Origin of the sequence: Streptomyces roseochromogenus subsp. oscitans DS 12.976, assembly GCF_000497445.1 — a bacterium.
GTDB lineage: Bacteria > Actinomycetota > Actinomycetes > Streptomycetales > Streptomycetaceae > Streptomyces > Streptomyces oscitans.
This window is the reverse complement of the sequence record NZ_CM002285.1, coordinates 2,318,298-2,334,763: the sequence shown is the minus strand read 5'-3', so window position 1 is coordinate 2,334,763 and position 16,466 is coordinate 2,318,298. Positions and strand designations below refer to the sequence as shown.

Annotated in this window: 14 protein-coding genes and 1 pseudogene; 13 read left to right on the top strand and 2 right to left on the bottom strand. The window is 69.3% G+C overall.

The window, feature by feature from the left end; all coding sequences use genetic code 11:
* The 4 genes and pseudogenes from M878_RS60050 to M878_RS60035 all read left to right on the top strand — a co-directional run.
* Window positions 1–723, top strand: a pseudogene (locus tag M878_RS60050) (ABC transporter); the annotation flags it as partial.
* A 163-nt stretch (window positions 724–886) separates the two neighbouring features.
* Entirely contained in the window at window positions 887–1,774 is an 888-nt protein-coding gene (locus M878_RS60045; RefSeq protein ID WP_031224644.1) for a FadR/GntR family transcriptional regulator, read from the top strand.
* A 445-nt stretch (window positions 1,775–2,219) separates the two neighbouring features.
* Complete coding sequence (locus tag M878_RS60040) at window positions 2,220–3,761, top strand: RNA polymerase sigma factor (protein ID WP_031224643.1); 1,542 nt, start codon at window positions 2,220–2,222, stop codon at window positions 3,759–3,761.
* Between the two features lie 121 nt (window positions 3,762–3,882).
* The gene (locus tag M878_RS60035; protein ID WP_031224642.1) at window positions 3,883–4,752 is read left to right on the top strand and encodes a serine protease; all 870 of its coding nucleotides are present in this window, start codon (window positions 3,883–3,885) and stop codon (window positions 4,750–4,752) included.
* Between the two features lie 100 nt (window positions 4,753–4,852).
* Here the strand turns inward: M878_RS60035 and M878_RS60030 are convergent, their stop codons facing one another.
* Window positions 4,853–5,083: a DUF7455 domain-containing protein gene (locus tag M878_RS60030; RefSeq protein ID WP_023546124.1), complete on the bottom strand. Its 231-nt coding sequence runs from the start codon at window positions 5,081–5,083 to the stop codon at window positions 4,853–4,855.
* Between the two features lie 440 nt (window positions 5,084–5,523).
* On the opposite strand from M878_RS60030, the gene M878_RS60025 reads away from it, so the two are divergent.
* From M878_RS60025 to M878_RS60000, 6 genes are all read left to right on the top strand, one after another.
* Window positions 5,524–7,647, top strand: a complete 2,124-nt coding sequence (locus M878_RS60025; protein WP_023546123.1) for a DNA gyrase/topoisomerase IV subunit B — start codon at window positions 5,524–5,526, stop codon at window positions 7,645–7,647.
* A gap of 471 nt (window positions 7,648–8,118) precedes the next feature.
* The gene (locus M878_RS60020; RefSeq protein WP_023546122.1) at window positions 8,119–8,640 is read left to right on the top strand and encodes a DUF1453 family protein; all 522 of its coding nucleotides are present in this window, start codon (window positions 8,119–8,121) and stop codon (window positions 8,638–8,640) included.
* Window positions 8,637–9,788 carry a sensor histidine kinase gene (locus M878_RS60015; protein ID WP_023546121.1) on the top strand — a complete coding sequence of 384 codons (1,152 nt, stop codon included), beginning with the start codon at window positions 8,637–8,639 and terminating at the stop codon, window positions 9,786–9,788. The genes M878_RS60020 and M878_RS60015 overlap by 4 nt, the downstream gene beginning before the upstream one ends.
* The gene (locus M878_RS60010) at window positions 9,785–10,474 is read left to right on the top strand and encodes a response regulator transcription factor (protein ID WP_023546120.1); all 690 of its coding nucleotides are present in this window, start codon (window positions 9,785–9,787) and stop codon (window positions 10,472–10,474) included. The genes M878_RS60015 and M878_RS60010 overlap by 4 nt, the downstream gene beginning before the upstream one ends.
* A gap of 69 nt (window positions 10,475–10,543) precedes the next feature.
* A complete protein-coding gene (locus M878_RS60005; RefSeq protein ID WP_023546119.1) occupies window positions 10,544–11,092 on the top strand; it encodes a DUF485 domain-containing protein in 549 nt (182 codons plus the stop codon).
* Window positions 11,089–12,693, top strand: a complete 1,605-nt coding sequence (locus M878_RS60000; protein WP_023546118.1) for a solute symporter family protein — start codon at window positions 11,089–11,091, stop codon at window positions 12,691–12,693. The genes M878_RS60005 and M878_RS60000 overlap by 4 nt, the downstream gene beginning before the upstream one ends.
* A 51-nt stretch (window positions 12,694–12,744) precedes the next feature.
* On the opposite strand, the gene M878_RS59995 is transcribed toward M878_RS60000, so the two are convergent.
* Window positions 12,745–13,437: a response regulator gene (locus M878_RS59995; RefSeq protein WP_023546117.1), complete on the bottom strand. Its 693-nt coding sequence runs from the start codon at window positions 13,435–13,437 to the stop codon at window positions 12,745–12,747.
* A gap of 158 nt (window positions 13,438–13,595) precedes the next feature.
* Between M878_RS59995 and M878_RS59990 the strand changes: the two genes are divergently transcribed.
* The 3 genes from M878_RS59990 (at window position 13,596) to M878_RS59980 (ending at window position 16,412) form a co-directional block, all read left to right on the top strand.
* Window positions 13,596–14,411: an ABC transporter ATP-binding protein gene (locus M878_RS59990; RefSeq protein ID WP_023546116.1), complete on the top strand. Its 816-nt coding sequence runs from the start codon at window positions 13,596–13,598 to the stop codon at window positions 14,409–14,411.
* Window positions 14,401–15,264, top strand: a complete 864-nt coding sequence (locus M878_RS59985) for an ABC transporter permease (RefSeq protein WP_023546115.1) — start codon at window positions 14,401–14,403, stop codon at window positions 15,262–15,264. The genes M878_RS59990 and M878_RS59985 overlap by 11 nt, the downstream gene beginning before the upstream one ends.
* Before the next feature lie 89 nt (window positions 15,265–15,353).
* Window positions 15,354–16,412, top strand: coding sequence for an ABC transporter substrate-binding protein (locus M878_RS59980; protein ID WP_023546114.1), 1,059 nt, complete (start codon window positions 15,354–15,356; stop codon window positions 16,410–16,412).
* Window positions 16,413–16,466: the final 54 nt, after the last annotated feature.

The window sequence follows — 16,466 nt, the reverse complement described above, 5'->3', positions numbered from 1 at the left end:
GGGATCGGCGTCGGCTTCCTCACCTGCGGTGCCGTCCTGGTGCTGTCCGCGCTCACCGCCGTACTGCTCGCCCGGCTCGGGCACACCCCGCAGGAGCGACTGTTCGCCGCGTGGCCGCGGGAGCTGCCGCTGCCGCCCTCGGCGCTCGCCGCGGGGCTGCTCGGTGCGCTGGCCTTCGGGGACGAGTTCCGCCACCCCGCCCTCGCGGCGGACCGCGGCACCGTGCCCCGCCGACTGGGGCTGCTCACCGCGAAACTGCTCGTCTCCGGAGCCACCGCGGTGCTGCTGGCCTTCGCCACCATGGGCTGCGACGCCGAAGTGCTCTATGTCGTCTACGGACGGGATCTGACACAAGTTCCCGCGGACTGGCTTTCGTTGAGTGTGAGTTGGTTCGGTCTCGTCGTCGGCTGCGCCTGGGCCGGTGTGCTGGCGGCCGGTGTGTTCCGGTCCACCGCGGGCGGTTTGGCCGCCGTACTCGCCGTACCCGTAGTCGTCGTGCCCCTCGTGCACGAGGCGATGCGGGGGCCCGCGCTGCGCATGGCCGCCGGATTCCCGGCGCGGATGCGGGAGGTGCTCCTGCTGCAGTGGCCCTTCGGCGGCGAGCGCTACCTGCTCGGGATGGCGCGGGTGCTCGCCCAACCCGTGGGCAGCGCACTGGTGTTGTCGCTCTCGGCACTGCTGTGCGCGTACCTCGTCACGACGCTGCGCACCCGGTTCCGGTGACGGGCAAGCGTGCACTCCCGATCCCAGCATGGTCACAACTCCCCATCGGAAAGCCCATTTCTTTCCGATAAGGCGTCAATTGCGACGGGGTGAGCGATCACCCTTTCGTGTGCTTTTCACCAAAGACCTCAAGGGAGTTGGAGACGGCGCCGACAAAGGATCCGTGAGTACCCTTGCGCACACCATGATGACCGCCGCCCGCTCCACCGACTCCGGTCTGGCCGGCCCGGGCGAACTCGACCGCTACCCCTACGCGGAGCCCCAGGTGGCCGATCGCGTCGGAGCGCCCTCCTGGGAAGGTGCGGACCCCGATCTGGGCCGCGTCGGCCGGCGTGCCGCGGGCAGCCGCGGCCGTGGACTGCACGGCCAACTCGTTCAGCAGCTGGGACAGATGATCGTCTCCGGCGACCTGGGCGCGGACCGTCCGCTGGTGCCCGAGGAGATCGGCCAGCGCTTCGAGGTCTCCCGCACCGTCGTCCGCGAGTCCCTCCGCGTCCTCGAGGCCAAGGGCCTCGTCAGCGCCCGCCCGAACGTCGGCACGCGCGTGCGGCCCGTCAGTGACTGGAACCTGCTCGATCCCGACATCATCGAGTGGCGGGCCTTCGGCCCCCAGCGCGACGACCAGCGCCGAGAGCTGAGCGAGCTGCGCTGGACGATCGAGCCGCTCGCCGCCCGCCTCGCCGCCGGGCACGGACGCGAGGAGGTGCAGCAGCGCCTCTGTGACATGGTCGAGATCATGAGCCACGCCATGGCGCAGGGCGACGCCCTGACGTACTCGCGCGCCGACGGCGAGTTCCACGCGCTGCTCATCCAGACCGCCGGCAACCGCATGCTGGAGCACCTCTCCGGGATCGTCTCGGCGGCCCTCCAGGTCTCCGGCGGCCCCGTCACGGGTTGCGACCGGGCGAACGAGACGTCACTCGCACAGCACGCGCGGATCGTCGACGCGCTCGGCACCGGCGACGGCACGGCGGCCGAGGCGGCCATGCGCCAACTGCTCACGGTCCACCCCGAGGTCGAGCGCGTGGTGCCCGCCCCGCGCGAGCACTGACCCTCACGGCCGAGGCGGTGCGGTCGCCGGTGTGCGGCGTCCTCGTGGTGCTCGTGGCGGTGCGGGGGTCTTGCCGGCCGTCGCCGGGCCCCGCCGGACCCTGCCGGACCAGTGCGGTCCGGCAGGGTCCGGCGGGGCGACGGGCCGCCGCGGGCCATGCGCGGGACCGGGCCTGACGGCATCGGTGATCTTCTCTGTCCGTGTCTGACTGTTTTTGACCACTTACGGGGTGTGACTCGGGCCACGCAGATTGGGCGTAACACTCGTGGAAACAGCGCGATGACCTAAGAGGTGACAGCCGCGGAGGGAATACGGACGCCATGAAAGGCGCTGTGCATCTTCCCGGCCCCGCCCGCTCCGTCGGCCCATCCCCAGGCCGGTGGTCGGCTCCTGTCCGCAGTGGACGGTGCCGGAAGTCGTTTTCCAACGTTCCGAGAGGTTGTTCGTGTCGGCCAGCACATCCCGTACGCTCCCGCCGGAGATCGCCGAGTCCGTCTCTGTCATGGCGCTCATTGAGCGGGGAAAGGCTGAGGGGCAGATCGCCGGCGACGATGTGCGTCGGGCCTTCGAAGCTGACCAGATTCCGGCCACTCAGTGGAAGAACGTACTGCGCAGCCTCAACCAGATCCTTGAGGAAGAGGGTGTGACGCTGATGGTCAGTGCCGCAGAGCCCAAGCGCACCCGCAAGAGCGTCGCAGCGAAGAGTCCGGCCAAGCGCACCGCCACCAAGACGGTCGCGGCGAAGACGGTGACGACCCGGAAGGCCACCGCCACCACTGCCGCCCCCGTGGCGCCCACTGCTCCGGTCGCAGCCGATTCCGCCGAGGAAGCCGCACCCGCCAAGAAGGCCGCGGCCAAGAAGACGACCGCCAAGAAGGCGGCCGCCAAGAAGACCGTCGCGAAGAAGACGGCTGCCAAGAAGACCACGGGCAAGAAGGACGACGCCGAGCTTCTCGAGGACGAGGTGATCGAGGACACCAAGGTCGCCGAGGAGCCCGAGGGCGCCGAGAGCGCGGGCTTCGTCCTGTCCGACGAGGACGAGGACGACGCGCCCGCGCAGCAGGTCGCCGCGGCCGGCGCCACCGCCGACCCGGTCAAGGACTACCTGAAGCAGATCGGCAAGGTCCCCCTGCTCAACGCCGAGCAGGAGGTCGAGCTGGCCAAGCGTATCGAGGCGGGTCTGTTCGCCGAGGACAAGCTGGCCAACGCCGACAAGCTGGCGCCGAAGCTGAAGCGCGAGCTGGAGATCATCGCCGAGGACGGCCGCCGCGCCAAGAACCACCTCCTGGAGGCCAACCTCCGTCTGGTGGTCTCCCTGGCCAAGCGCTACACCGGCCGCGGCATGCTCTTCCTGGACCTCATCCAGGAGGGCAACCTCGGTCTGATCCGCGCGGTCGAGAAGTTCGACTACACCAAGGGCTACAAGTTCTCCACGTACGCCACCTGGTGGATCCGCCAGGCCATCACCCGCGCCATGGCCGACCAGGCCCGCACCATCCGTATCCCGGTGCACATGGTCGAGGTCATCAACAAGCTCGCGCGCGTGCAGCGTCAGATGCTCCAGGACCTGGGCCGCGAGCCCACCCCGGAGGAGCTGGCCAAGGAGCTCGACATGACCCCGGAGAAGGTCATCGAGGTCCAGAAGTACGGCCGTGAGCCCATCTCGCTGCACACCCCGCTCGGTGAGGACGGCGACAGCGAGTTCGGTGACCTCATCGAGGACTCCGAGGCCGTCGTCCCGGCCGACGCCGTCAGCTTCACGCTTCTGCAGGAGCAGCTGCATTCGGTTCTGGACACCCTGTCCGAGCGCGAGGCCGGTGTCGTCTCCATGCGGTTCGGTCTCACCGACGGTCAGCCGAAGACCCTCGACGAGATCGGCAAGGTGTACGGCGTGACGCGTGAGCGCATCCGCCAGATCGAGTCCAAGACCATGTCGAAGCTGCGTCACCCGTCGCGCTCCCAGGTGCTGCGCGACTACCTCGACTAGGTCGCGGTCGTACGACGGCGAAGGCCCGGTTCCCCGCGGGGAGCCGGGCCTTCGTGCTGCGCGCGCAGCTCCCATGACTGACTCTGGGTGTCCCAGCGGAACCACGGAGTGAGGAGCACGCATGCGCCGTTCCATTGCCCGCGCACTGATTCGGCCGCTCGCAATGGCGGCCGGCCTGACCTTCATACCCCTGGCGAACGCGGCTCCCGCGGCCGCCGGCAGCGTCGTGGTCGGGGGCTTTCCGATCGACGTCTCGCAGGCCCCGTGGACCGTCGCGCTGTCCAGCCGTGACCGGTTCGGGGGTACGCGGGCGGGCCAGTTCTGCGGCGGCGTGGCGGTCGGCCGTACCACGGTGCTCACCGCGGCCCACTGCCTGGGTGAGAGCGTCCTCGGGGCTCCCCCGAACCGCGTGCGCGACCTCCGCGTCATCGCCGGCCGCACTCAACTGCTGTCCAGCGAGGGTCAGGAGATCGCCGTACGCGACGCCCGGATCAACCCCGGGTACGACAGCAGGACCAACAGCGGCGACTTCGCCGTGCTCACGCTGGCCAAGGCGCTGCCGCAGAGCGCGGTCGTCGCCATGGCGGGCGCCGGCGACCCGGCCTACACGCCGGGCACGCAGGCCCTGGTGTCCGGATGGGGGGACACCACCGGCGAGGGTGCCTACCCGCGCAGGCTGTACGCCGCACACCTGCGCGTGCTGGCTGACGATGTCTGTGCCCGTGCCTATCCGGGCGGTCCCGGTGGTGCCTACCGGGCCGCCAGCATGCTCTGCGCCGGAGAGTCCGGCGGGGGCAAGGACGCCTGTCAGGGAGACAGCGGTGGCCCGCTGGTGGCGGCGGGGCGGCTGATCGGTCTCGTGTCCTGGGGGAGCGGCTGCGGCAAGGCGGGCAGCCCTGGCGTGTACACGCGTATCTCCGAGGTCGTACGCGACCTGGGCTCGGCCGACACGGCCTCAGCTGGCCAGAAACGGCCCCACTGGGGCTCGTGAAGCGCCCGCAACGGGGACGTAGCACGGCGGCCGCTCCTGGGGAGGAGCGGCCGCCGTACACCGGCCTGTGCCGGGGCTGGCTCGTCGTGTGTGCGAGATGTCAGCGCTCTTCTTCGGAAGCGATGTTCGGAACGGACGTCAGCCGCTCCGTCTCGTCCTGTATCTCAGCGGCGATCTTCTTGAGTTCTGGCTCGAACTTGCGACCGTGGTGGGCGCAGAAGAGCAGTTCTCCGCCGCTCAGCAGGACGACGCGCAGGTATGCCTGGGCGCCGCAGCGGTCGCAGCGATCGGCGGCCGTCAGCGGGCTCGCGGGGGTCAGAACAGTAGTCACGTCGCCTCTTCTCTAGCTCGACGAGCTGTCGTACCAGGGTCAACATCCAACCAGCCCGAAAACGTTCCCGCTCGTGGCTTTTCCTGGAAAAAATCTTCCGAGGCGGCTGTCTGCTGCCGGTTGGCGGCGAATGTGCCGTAGTGCGTCTCTTGTGGTGCTTACGGTTTCGCGCGGTGTTGTGTCTCGGTCCTCCAGGCCGGGTTGCCTGTTGTTCATGAGGACGTGCCCGGAGCCTAAATGGTTCATGCCTCCGAGGGAACGTGATATGTACTTCACTCCATCGAGGGATCGAACACGCATGCGAGCCTGGACTAGTCTGAGTTCCTGACGAGGGTGGCGTTACACCTGCTCTACCAGGCCTCGGTACCCTCTGAGCGGCGACCGAAGCCGCCCCCTCACCCAGTAGGGGGCCAACTGAAATTCAGCGAGGAGCGAACCGCGTGACCGCCGATACGTCCGTGCCGTCCACAGCGCTGCTGGCAGGAGCAGACCGGGACGGTTCCAACTACACCGCGCGGCACCTGCTCGTCCTCGAGGGCCTCGAGGCCGTGCGCAAGCGCCCGGGAATGTACATCGGCTCGACCGACAGCCGCGGTCTGATGCACTGCCTGTGGGAGATCATCGACAACTCCGTGGACGAGGCCCTCGCGGGCGCCTGCGACCACATCGAGGTCATCCTCCACGACGACGGCTCCGTCGAGGTGCGCGACAACGGCCGGGGCATCCCCGTGGACGTCGAGCCCAGGACCGGCCTGTCCGGCGTCGAGGTCGTCATGACCAAGCTCCACGCGGGTGGCAAGTTCGGCGGCGGCTCGTACGCCGCCTCCGGCGGCCTGCACGGCGTCGGCGCCTCCGTGGTCAACGCCCTCTCCGCCCGTCTCGACGTCGAGGTGGACCGCGGTGGCCACACCCACGCCGTCAGCTTCCGGCGTGGGGTGCCCGGCGTCTTTGCGGCTGACGGCGCCGACGCGAAGTTCGAGGCAAAGAGCGGCCTGCGCAAGACCAAGAAGATCCCCAAGACCCGCATCGGCACGCGCGTACGCTACTGGGCCGACCGCCAGATCTTCCTCAAGGACGCCAAGCTCTCCCTGGACAACCTGCACCAGCGCGCCCGGCAGACCGCCTTCCTGGTGCCGGGCCTGACCATCGTCGTGCGCGACGAGTTCGGCCTCGGCGAGGGCGGCAGCAAGGGCGAGGAGTCCTTCCGTTTCGACGGCGGCATCAGCGAGTTCTGCGAGTACCTCGCGGGCGACAAGCCGGTCTGCGATGTCGTCCGCTTCTCCGGCAAGGGCACCTTCAAGGAGACCGTTCCCGTCCTGGACGAACACGGGCAGATGACCCCCACCGAGGTCACCCGTGAACTGGGCGTGGACATCGCGATGCGCTGGGGCACGGGGTACGACACCACCATCCGGTCCTTCGTCAACATCATCGCCACCCCCAAGGGCGGCACCCACGTCTCCGGCTTCGAACAGTCCCTGACGGGAGTGTTCAACGACGTGCTGCGCGCCAAGAAGCTGCTCCGGGTGGCCGAGGACAACATCGTCAAGGACGATGCCCTGGAGGGCCTCACCGCCGTCGTGACCGTGCGCCTGGCCGAGCCGCAGTTCGAGGGCCAGACCAAGGAGGTCCTGGGCACCTCGGCGGCCCGCCGGATCGTGAACAACGTGGTCACCAAGGAGCTGAAGGCGTTCCTGACCAGCACGAAGCGGGACGCCGCCGCGCAGGCCCGGGTCGTCATGGAGAAGGTGGTCGCCGCCGCCCGTACACGCGTCGCGGCCCGCCAGCACAAGGACGCCCAGCGTCGGAAGACCGCCCTGGAGTCCTCGTCCCTGCCGGCCAAGCTCGCCGACTGCCGCAGCGACGACGTCGACCGCAGCGAGCTGTTCATCGTCGAGGGCGACTCCGCGCTCGGTACGGCCAAGCTGGCCCGGAACTCAGAGTTCCAGGCCCTGCTGCCGATCCGGGGCAAGATCCTCAACGTGCAGCGGTCCTCGGTGACCGACATGCTCAAGAACGCCGAATGCGGCGCGATCATCCAGGTCATAGGAGCGGGCTCGGGCCGGACCTTCGACCTCGACCAGGCCCGCTACGGCAAGATCATCATGATGACCGACGCCGATGTGGACGGCTCCCACATCCGCTGCCTGCTGCTCACGCTGTTCCAGCGCTACATGCGGCCGATGGTCGAGGCGGGCCGGGTCTTCGCCGCGGTGCCGCCACTGCACCGCGTCGAGATCATCCAGCCGAAGAAGGGCCAGGACAAGTACGTCTACACGTACTCGGACCGTGAACTGCGCGACAAGCTCATGGAGTTCCAGAGCAAGGGCATCCGGTACAAGGACTCGGTCCAGCGCTACAAGGGTCTGGGTGAGATGGACGCGGACCAGCTGGCCGAGACCACGATGGACCCGCGCCACCGCACGCTGCGCAGGATCAACCTGTCCGACCTCGAGGCCGCCGAGCAGGTCTTCGATCTGCTGATGGGCAACGAGGTGGCGCCCCGTAAGGAGTTCATCTCCAGCTCGGCCGCGACGCTGGACCGGTCGCGCATCGACGCGTAGCTGCCGCGCCGGGCTTCGGCCTACGGGGGCTTGCCTGACGTGCGGCGTGCGTGCGGCGTCGCCCGAGGCGGGGACGACGGGGTGCCTGAGGCGGGGCGCGCTACGTGCGGTGCTGGCCGCCGAGCGGGGCGACGGAGGCTTGCCCGAGGCGGAGCGGGCCGGTGCACAGGGCGGCGGGGCCGGATGGCCGGCGGAGGGCGACGGCTGGTCGTCTTCCGCCGGTCGGTCGTCCTCCGCCGGTCGGCTATCGGAGCCTTGCCTCGACCGGCCTCCGCATCCGCACCTGCCCGGTATCTACATCTACAGCCGTGGGATCCCGTGGGATCTACACCCGTGGGTGGAGAAGAGCCGCTTCAGGTTTCCACCCGTGATCCACCCCGGCTCCGATCTCCCGACCTGCGCTTTTCCGTAGCTTCGTAGGTGTCGGCAGCGCCTGCTCCCGGCACCGCTCTTTCGCTCACGGAGGCTCTGATGTCCGGGCTCGTCAACGCGCTGGTGATCGTGGCTGTCGCTGCCATAGTGATCGCGCGGCAGTTCCGCGCTCAGGCGATCGACACCGACCGGCGCTGGTGGCTGCTCCCCGTGATCCTCGGTGTCGTCGCGCTGCGCGAGCCGGGCATCCTCGACGGTCACCACCGCGCCGAATCCGCCGTCCTCCTCGCGGTGGAGCTGGTAATCGGTGTGGCCACGGGCGCCGGCTGGGCCTGGACGACCCGCGTCTGGACGGCCTCGGACGGTGTCGTATGGACCAAGAGCACCAAGGCGAGCATCGCCGTATGGGTCGTGGGTGTCGCCCTGCGGATCGGTCTCTACGCCCTCGGCAGGGCGCTCGGCCTGCACCAGGCCAGCTCCGCCCTGATGCTCGGTTTCGCCGTCACCCTGCTGGTCCGCAGCGGAATCCTGTTCTGGAGGGCACAGTCCCTCGGCACCGCGACCCGTCCCGCACCGGCGTACGGTGACGACATGCGGCCGGCCTGGAAGGAGCGCGTGTGACGGAGAACGTCTGGACCCGCTGGCCGTCGCGGGAGGCGCTCGGCCGTGCGGGCACACCCCGACCCCGGCGCATGCTCGCCTGGGCAATCAGGTTGCTCGTGGTCGCGCTGCTCTTGTGGGGCGCGTTCAGCCAGAATCACGTCGGCATCGGCGGGGCGATCGCGGCAGCCGCGGGGGTCCTCCTCGCCGCTGTTGTCTCCTGGGGCTTCTTCCGGACCACTTACCAGCATCGGTTGGTGCCCTCCCTGGCACTGATAGGCGTGCTCCTGGCCCTCGCGGTCGCCGCCGAGGCCACGGGCTTCAGAGGACCGGCCCTGGTGCTCTGGTGCGGTTGCGGAATCAGCGCCCTGGAGCGGCTTCCGCTCGCCGCGGCCGTACCCGTGGCGTGCGTGGGACTGGCCTCCTTCTCCGCGTTCAACAACGACGTCTGGCTGACCACGGCCGCCACGGTGGCGGGCATGGCTCTCGCCGGATACGTCCTGCGGCTGGACGCGGAGGCCCGCGGCAGCGCGCAGCAACTCCTCGCCCAGGAGCGCGCCGCCCGGGCGGCCGAGGCGGAGTCCGCGGCGCTCGCCGAGCGGACCCGCATCGCTCGGGAGATCCACGATGTGCTGGCCCACAGCCTCTCCGCACAGCTGGTGCACCTGGAGGCGGCCCGGCTGCTGATCGAGAACGGCGCGGACCGCGAGCGGATCCTGGAGCGGGTGGTGGCCGCCCGGGGCATGGCCCGCGACGGACTGGCCGAGACCCGGCAGGCCCTGTCGGCACTGCGCGGCGAGCTGACCCCGCTGGAGGACTTCCTGAGCGAACTCGTCAGCGGGGCCGAGGGAGCCGAGGTCACCGTGACGGGTGAGCGCAGACCCCTGTCGGCCGAGGCCTCCCAGACCGTGCGCAGGGTCGCCCAGGAGGCCCTGACGAACGTCCGCAAGCACGCCCAGGGCGCCAAGGTGCAGCTGCGACTTGACTATGGCGAGCACGAAGTGACGCTGGGCGTACGGGACTCGGGCGGACGGCCGGGCGAACTCACCAGGTCCGGAGGCGGGTACGGTCTGCTGGGGATGCGCGAGCGTGCCGAGCTGCTGGGCGGCTCACTCGACGCGGGGCCGGACGAGGAGGGGTTCGTGGTGACGCTGAAGGTGCCTGTATGACCGAGACGGAAGGGGAGAGGAAGCCCGCACGGGTGGTGGTCGCCGACGATCAGACCGTGGTCCGGGAAGGCATCGTGATGCTGCTCGGGCTGCTGCCCGGAGTGGAGGTCGTGGGCGCCGCGGGAGACGGCGAGGAAGCGGTGCAACTGGTGCGGGAACTGGCCCCGGACGTCGTCCTGATGGATCTCCGGATGCCCCGCTGCGACGGAGTGGAGGCCACCCGGCGGATCCGGGCACAGTATCCGGCGACCCAGGTCGTGGTGCTCACCACGTACGCGGACGACGAGTCGCTGTTCCCCGCGCTGCGCGCAGGCGCACGGGGGTATCTGACCAAGGACGCCGGCGGTGACGAGATCGTGCGTGCGGTGGAGAGCGTGCTGTCGGGGGACGCGGGGTTGTCCCCGAGTGTCCAACGCCGGTTGCTGGAGCGGCTGTCACAGCCCGAGCCGGGTCTGCCGGCGACCGCGGAGGCACCGCCCGACGGACTGACCGCGCGGGAGACCGAGGTCCTGCAGCTGATCGCCGAAGGGCTCAGCAATCAGGAGATCGCCCGCCGGCTGCATGTGTCGACCGCGACCGTGAAGACACACATCAACAACCTCTTCGCCAAGACAGGCCTCAAGGACCGGGCGCAGGCGGTGCGTTACGCGTACAGCAAGGGGCTGGTGCGGCCGCCCACGGAGTGAATCACCTGATGGGGTGAAGAGCCGGGGGAAGAAGAGTCAGGGATCTTCCCGATCTGTCCATCCTTGGGCATGCAGTCAAGCAATGGCCGTGACCGTGGCGCCGGGGACGGTTCCGAGCGCTCGGCCGAGAACCAGCAAGACCACGGCGCACCTTCCCGCGACGTGACGTACGAGGACCCCTGGTACGACGCGCTGGCCTCCGGCTGGGGCGAAGTGGACGGTACCGGAGCGCCGGCGCCGACGGTGCCGCCCGCTCGCGGGGAGCGGGGCGGAGGAGCGGTTCGCGCCCGCGACGTGTACATGGAGGTGCAGCGCAGCCCGGCCTTCCAGGAAGTGCGCGCCACATACCGGCGGTTCGTGGTGCCGGGCGTCGCCGCCTTCCTCGTCTGGTACATGGGCTATCTGGTCACCGCCACGGCCGCTCCGGGGCTCATGGCCCGGTCCGTGACCGGAGCGGTGAACGTGGGCATGCTGGCCGGACTCGGACAGTTCCTCACCACGTTCCTGCTCACCTGGGCCTACGCCCGGCACGCCCGGCTGCGCCGGGACCGGGCGGCGCTGGAGCTGCGCTGGGACACCCAGGAGCTGGCCCGCGGAGTGCGGGGAGACGCCTCGTGACCGGTCACCATCAGATGCTGGCGCTACTGCTGTTCAGCGGCTTTGTGGCCGTCACCCTCGGGATCACGACATGGGTGAGCCGTCGCCGGCACGGTTCGGCGGAGGAGTTCTACGCGGGAGGGCGGCTGTTCTCGCCCATGGAGAATGGTTTTGCCATCGCGGGTGACTACATGTCGGCCGCCTCCTTCCTCGGGGTCACCGGGCTCATCGCGCTGTACGGGTACGACGGGATGCTGTACGTCGTGGGCTTCCTCGTGGCCTGGCTGGTCGTGCTGTTCCTGGTGGCAGAACTGGTGTGCAACTGCGGGCGGTTCACGCTGGCCGACGTGGTGGCCGCGCGAATGAGCGAGCGGCCGGTGCGGATCGCCGCGGGAACTTCGTCGGTCACGGTGTCCGTTCTGTATCTGGTGGCGCAAATGGTCGGCGCGGGCAGTCTGGTGGCACTGCTGCTGGGGCAGACGAGCGCGGCGGACCGGGCCTGGGCGGTCACCGGGGTCGGCGCGCTCATGGTGATCTATGTGTCGTTGGGAGGGATGCGGGCCACCACCTGGATCCAGATCGTGAAGGCGGTGCTGCTGCTGGCCGGCACGATCGCGCTGACCGCGCTCGTCCTGTTGCGTTTCCACGGAGACGTCGACCGGCTGCTGATCACGGCCGCGGACCGCAGCGGTCACGGCAGGGCGTATCTGGCGCCGGGCCTGAAGTACGGCGGGACCTGGACCGCCCGTCTCGACTTCATCAGCCTGGGACTCGCCCTGGTGCTGGGCACGGCGGGGCTGCCGCACATCCTGTCCCGTTTCTACACCGTGCCCACCGCGCGGGCGGCCCGCCGTTCCGCCGTGTGGTCCATCGGGCTGATCGGCGGCTTCTACCTGATGACGATCGTCCTCGGCTTCGGGGCGGCCGCGGTGGTGGGGACGGAGGCGGTGCGCGGCTCGAACGCGGCTGGGAACACGGCGGTGCCGCTGCTCGCCCTGGACCTGGGCGGCGGCGCGGGCTCCACCGGTGGCACGGTTCTGTTCGCGATCGTAGCCGCCGTTGCCTTCGCCACGATCCTCGCCGTGGTCGCCGGCATCACCCTGGCCTCGTCGGTGTCGGTGGCGCACGATCTGTATGCGTCGCTGCGGCGGACGCGCGGCACGGCGGGTGGCAAGAAGCGCAGCGAGGTGGCGGTGGCGCGGTGGGCGGCGGTCGGCATCGGCGTCGTGGCGATCGCGCTCGGTCTGCTGGCCCGTGATCTCAACGTCGCCTTCCTCGTCGGCCTCGCCTTCGCCGTCGCCGCGTCGGCGAACCTTCCGGTGCTGCTGTACTCGCTGTTCTGGCGCGGCTTCACCACCCGCGGTGCGGTGTGGGCCGTCTACGGCGGACTCATCCCGGCGCTCGGGCTGGTGCTGCTGTCCCCGGTGGTGTCCGGCAGTCCGGCCTCGCTCTTCCCGGACGTCGACTTCCAGTACTTCCCGCTGCAGAACCCGGGCATCGTGTCCGTCCCGCTCGGTTTCCTCGCCGGCTGGCTCGGCACGATCACCTCCGACGAGGTCGCGGACGAGGCCAAGTACGCCGAGACGGAGGTCCGGTCACTGACCGGCGCGGGAGCTGTGTAGCCGGGCAGAACCGTTCAGCCGGGCGAAGCGCGGCCATCGGCCAGGGCTGCCCTACGGCGCCACCCAGGCGTACCGGTGCTCCGGCCGGCCGGTGTCGCCGTACCTCAGGGAGAGCCGTAGGCGGCCGGCCTGTTCCAGGTGGCGGAGGTAGCGCTGGGCCGTGGAGCGGCTCAGGCCAGTCCTGGCGGCCACCTCATGGGCCGACAACGGCTGGCCGGCATGGTGCAGGACACCGCAGATCAGATCGGTCGTCGGCTCCGAGTGACCGCTCGGCAGGCCGGGCGCGGACGGTGCGGGAGCCGTCCGCAGCGCCCCGAAGATCCGGTCGACCTGCTCCTGGCCCGTCACACCCCGGCCCCCGACCCGGTCGACCGTGCGGCGCAGGGCGGCGTAGGAGTCGAGGCGGGCGCGCAGGGCGGCGAAGGTGAAGGGCTTGACCAGATAGTGCAGCGCGCCCAGCCGCATCGCCTGCTGGACGGTCGACACATCACTGGCCGCCGTGATCATGATGACGTCCGTGCCGTGACCCTCTTCCCGCATGCGGTGGACGAGGTCGAGCCCGGTCTGGTCCGGCAGATAGTGGTCGAGCAGGACCAGATCGATGGTGGCGCGTTCGACGGCGGCCAAGGCCTGGGCGGCGCTGTGCGCGCGGGCGGTCACCCGGAAGCCGGGAACCTTTCCCACGTACTTGGCGTTTATCTCCGCGACGCGGAAGTCGTCGTCCACGACCAGGACGTCAATCATCGGGCCTCTCCTTCAAGGCCGACGAGCGTTAAGCCCGTGTGTCGGCTCCGCAGTTGTAGCGCGAGCAAAAAGAGCACAACAGGCTCTTGCGAGCAAAAGAACGGCTTGCGCTCACAAGACTCCTGCCGTGGCCGGGGCCGCACCTACCGTCCCGGCCCATGAGCGCACACACCAGCCCCGCCATCGAGCTGCGGGGCGCGAGCAAGACCTTCAGAACCCCGTCCGGGGAACTGCATACGGCCGTGCGCGGTCTGGACCTCACTGTCGAGCGCGGCGAGTTCGTGGCCGTCGTAGGCCCGACCGGCTGCGGCAAGTCCACCACGCTGACGTTGGTCAGCGGCCTGGAGGAGCCCACCGAGGGCGAGGTGCTGGTGGCCGGCGAGCCGGCCCGTGGCGTCGGCGACAAGGTCGGCTTCGTCTTCCAGCAGGACGCCACGTTCCCCTGGCGCACGGTCCTGTCCAACGTCATGGCCGGCCCGCGCTTCCGGGGCGTACCGAAGGCCGAGGCCAGGCAGAGGGCCCGGGAGTGGCTGGCCCGCGTCGGACTCGCCGCCTTCGAGGACCGCTATCCGCACCAGCTCTCCGGTGGCCAGCGCAAGCGCGTCGCCCTCGCCGCCACGTTCGTCAACGACCCCGAGATCCTGCTGATGGACGAGCCGTTCTCGGCGCTGGACGTGCAGACCCGGGCCCTGATGTCGGACGAGCTGCTGGAGCTGTGGGAGGGCACGGGCGCCTCCGTCGTCTTCGTCACCCACGATCTGGAGGAGTCCATCGCGCTCGCCGACAAGGTCGTCGTGATGACCGCTGGACCCGCGACCGTGAAGCAGGTCTTCGCCATCGACCTGCCCCGGCCGCGCAAGGTCGAGTCGGTGCGCCTGGAGCCGCGGTTCATCGAGATCTACCGCGAGATCTGGGAGTCCCTCGGCGAAGAGGTCCGCATCACCCGCGAAAGAGGTGCCGCCCATGTCGCCTGAGGTTCTCAAGCCCGCGGTGGTCGACACCGCCAAGGTCCCCGACCGCGCGCAGACCCGGGCCCGGGCCGCCCGCCGCCGCAAGGCCCTCGTCGCCCTCGCGCGCGTGCTGCTGCTGGTGGCCGTTCTCGGGCTGTGGGAGGGACTGTCCCGAGCCAAGGTCATCGACCCGTTCAACTTCTCGATGCCGTCGAAGATCTGGGACCAGATCTGGACCTGGGTCACGCACGGGACGGCGCTCGGCTCACTGGGCGAACAGATCTGGTACACGCTCTACGAGGCACTGCTCGGCTGGGTCATCGGTGTGGTCGCCGGTGTGCTGCTGGGTATCGCACTCGGGCGGATCAGATTGCTCGCCGAGGTCCTTGGTCCATACATCAAGGTGCTCAACTCGATCCCCCGGATCGTCCTGGCGCCGATCTTCCTGATCTGGTTCGGGCTCGGGCCGTCCTCCAAGGTCGCCTCAGCCGTCGTGCTGGTCTTCTTCCCGGTGTTCTTCAACGCCTTCCAGGGTGCCCGGGAGGTGGACCGCAACCTGGTGGCCAACGCCCGCATCCTGGGCGCCAGCGACCGCAGGGTGACGCTCCAGGTGGTCATCCCGTCGGCCACCTCCTGGATCTTCACCAGCCTGCATGTCAGCTTCGGCTTCGCGCTCATCGGCGCCATCGTCGGCGAGTACATCGGCGCGACCAAGGGCATCGGCCTGCTCGTCGCGCAGTCGCAGAACACCTTCAATGCCGCCGGCGTCTACGCCGCGATGGTCATCCTCGCGGTCGTCGCCCTCGCCGCCGAAGGACTGCTGACCTTCGCCGAACGCCGCATCTTCCGCTGGAAGTCCACCGGTTCCGACAGCTGACCGGAACCCCTCCGGACTCACCCCCCACGCCGTTACGGGCCAGCCTCCACGCCTTCCCCGCACCGCCCTCTCACAAGGACGTGAACCGCATGCGCAACACCGTCAGATACGCCTCCCTGGCCGCCGCCGGCCTGCTCGCGCTCTCCTCGCTCACCGCCTGTGCCAACGACGCGGCCGGCTCCACGGCCGACTCCGGAAGCGGCGGAGGCGGCGGCAAGGGCGAGACCGTCAAGATCATGGTCGGCGGCCTGGACAAGGTCATCTATCTGCCCGCGATGCTCACCCAGCGCCTCGGCTACTTCAAGGGCGAGGGTTTGAATGTCCAACTCCTGAGCGAGCCCGCCGGTGTCCAGGCCGAGACCGCACTCGTCGCCGGCCAGGTGCAGGGAGCGGTCGGCTTCTACGACCACACCCTCGACCTTCAGGTGAAGGGCAAGTCGGTGGAGTCGGTCGTGCAGTTCTCACACGCGCCCGGCGAGGTCGAGGTCGTCTCGGACAAGGCAGCGGGCAGCCTGACTTCGCCCAAGGACTTCAAGGGCCGCAAGCTGGGCGTGACCGGGCTCGGCTCGTCCACCGACTTCCTCACCAAATACCTGGCGGTCAGGAACGGCGTGAACGTCAGCGAGTTCACGCCCGTCGCCGTAGGGGCCGGACCGACGTTCATCGCGGCACTCCAGAAGGGGGCGATCGACGGCGGTATGACCACCGACCCCACCGTCGCGACGATCCTGGACAAGAAAGCGGGGAAGGTCCTCCTCGACATGCGCACCCCCGGGGGCTCGCAGCAGGCGCTGGGTGGGCCGTACCCGTCGTCAAGTCTGTACATGCAGACGGACTGGGTGAACGGACACAAGGACACCGTCCAGAAGTTGGTCAATGCATTCGTCAAGACGCTCAAGTGGATGTCCACCCACAGCGCCGACGAGATAGCCGCCCAGATGCCCGCCGACTACTCCCAGGGCGACAAGGCGCTCTACGCACAGGCCATCAAGAGCACCCTTCCGATGTTCACCGACGACGGCGTGATGCCCCAGGGCGGCCCCGAGACCGTTGAGAAGGTCCTCAAGTCGTTCAACCCCACCATCAAGAACGCCAAGGTCGACTTGAGCAAGACGTACACGACCGAGTTCGTCAAGGCGGTCAAGTAGCTGCTCCGAGGTCAAGTAATCACTCCATGAGTCAAGTGACGGCTCCATGAGTCA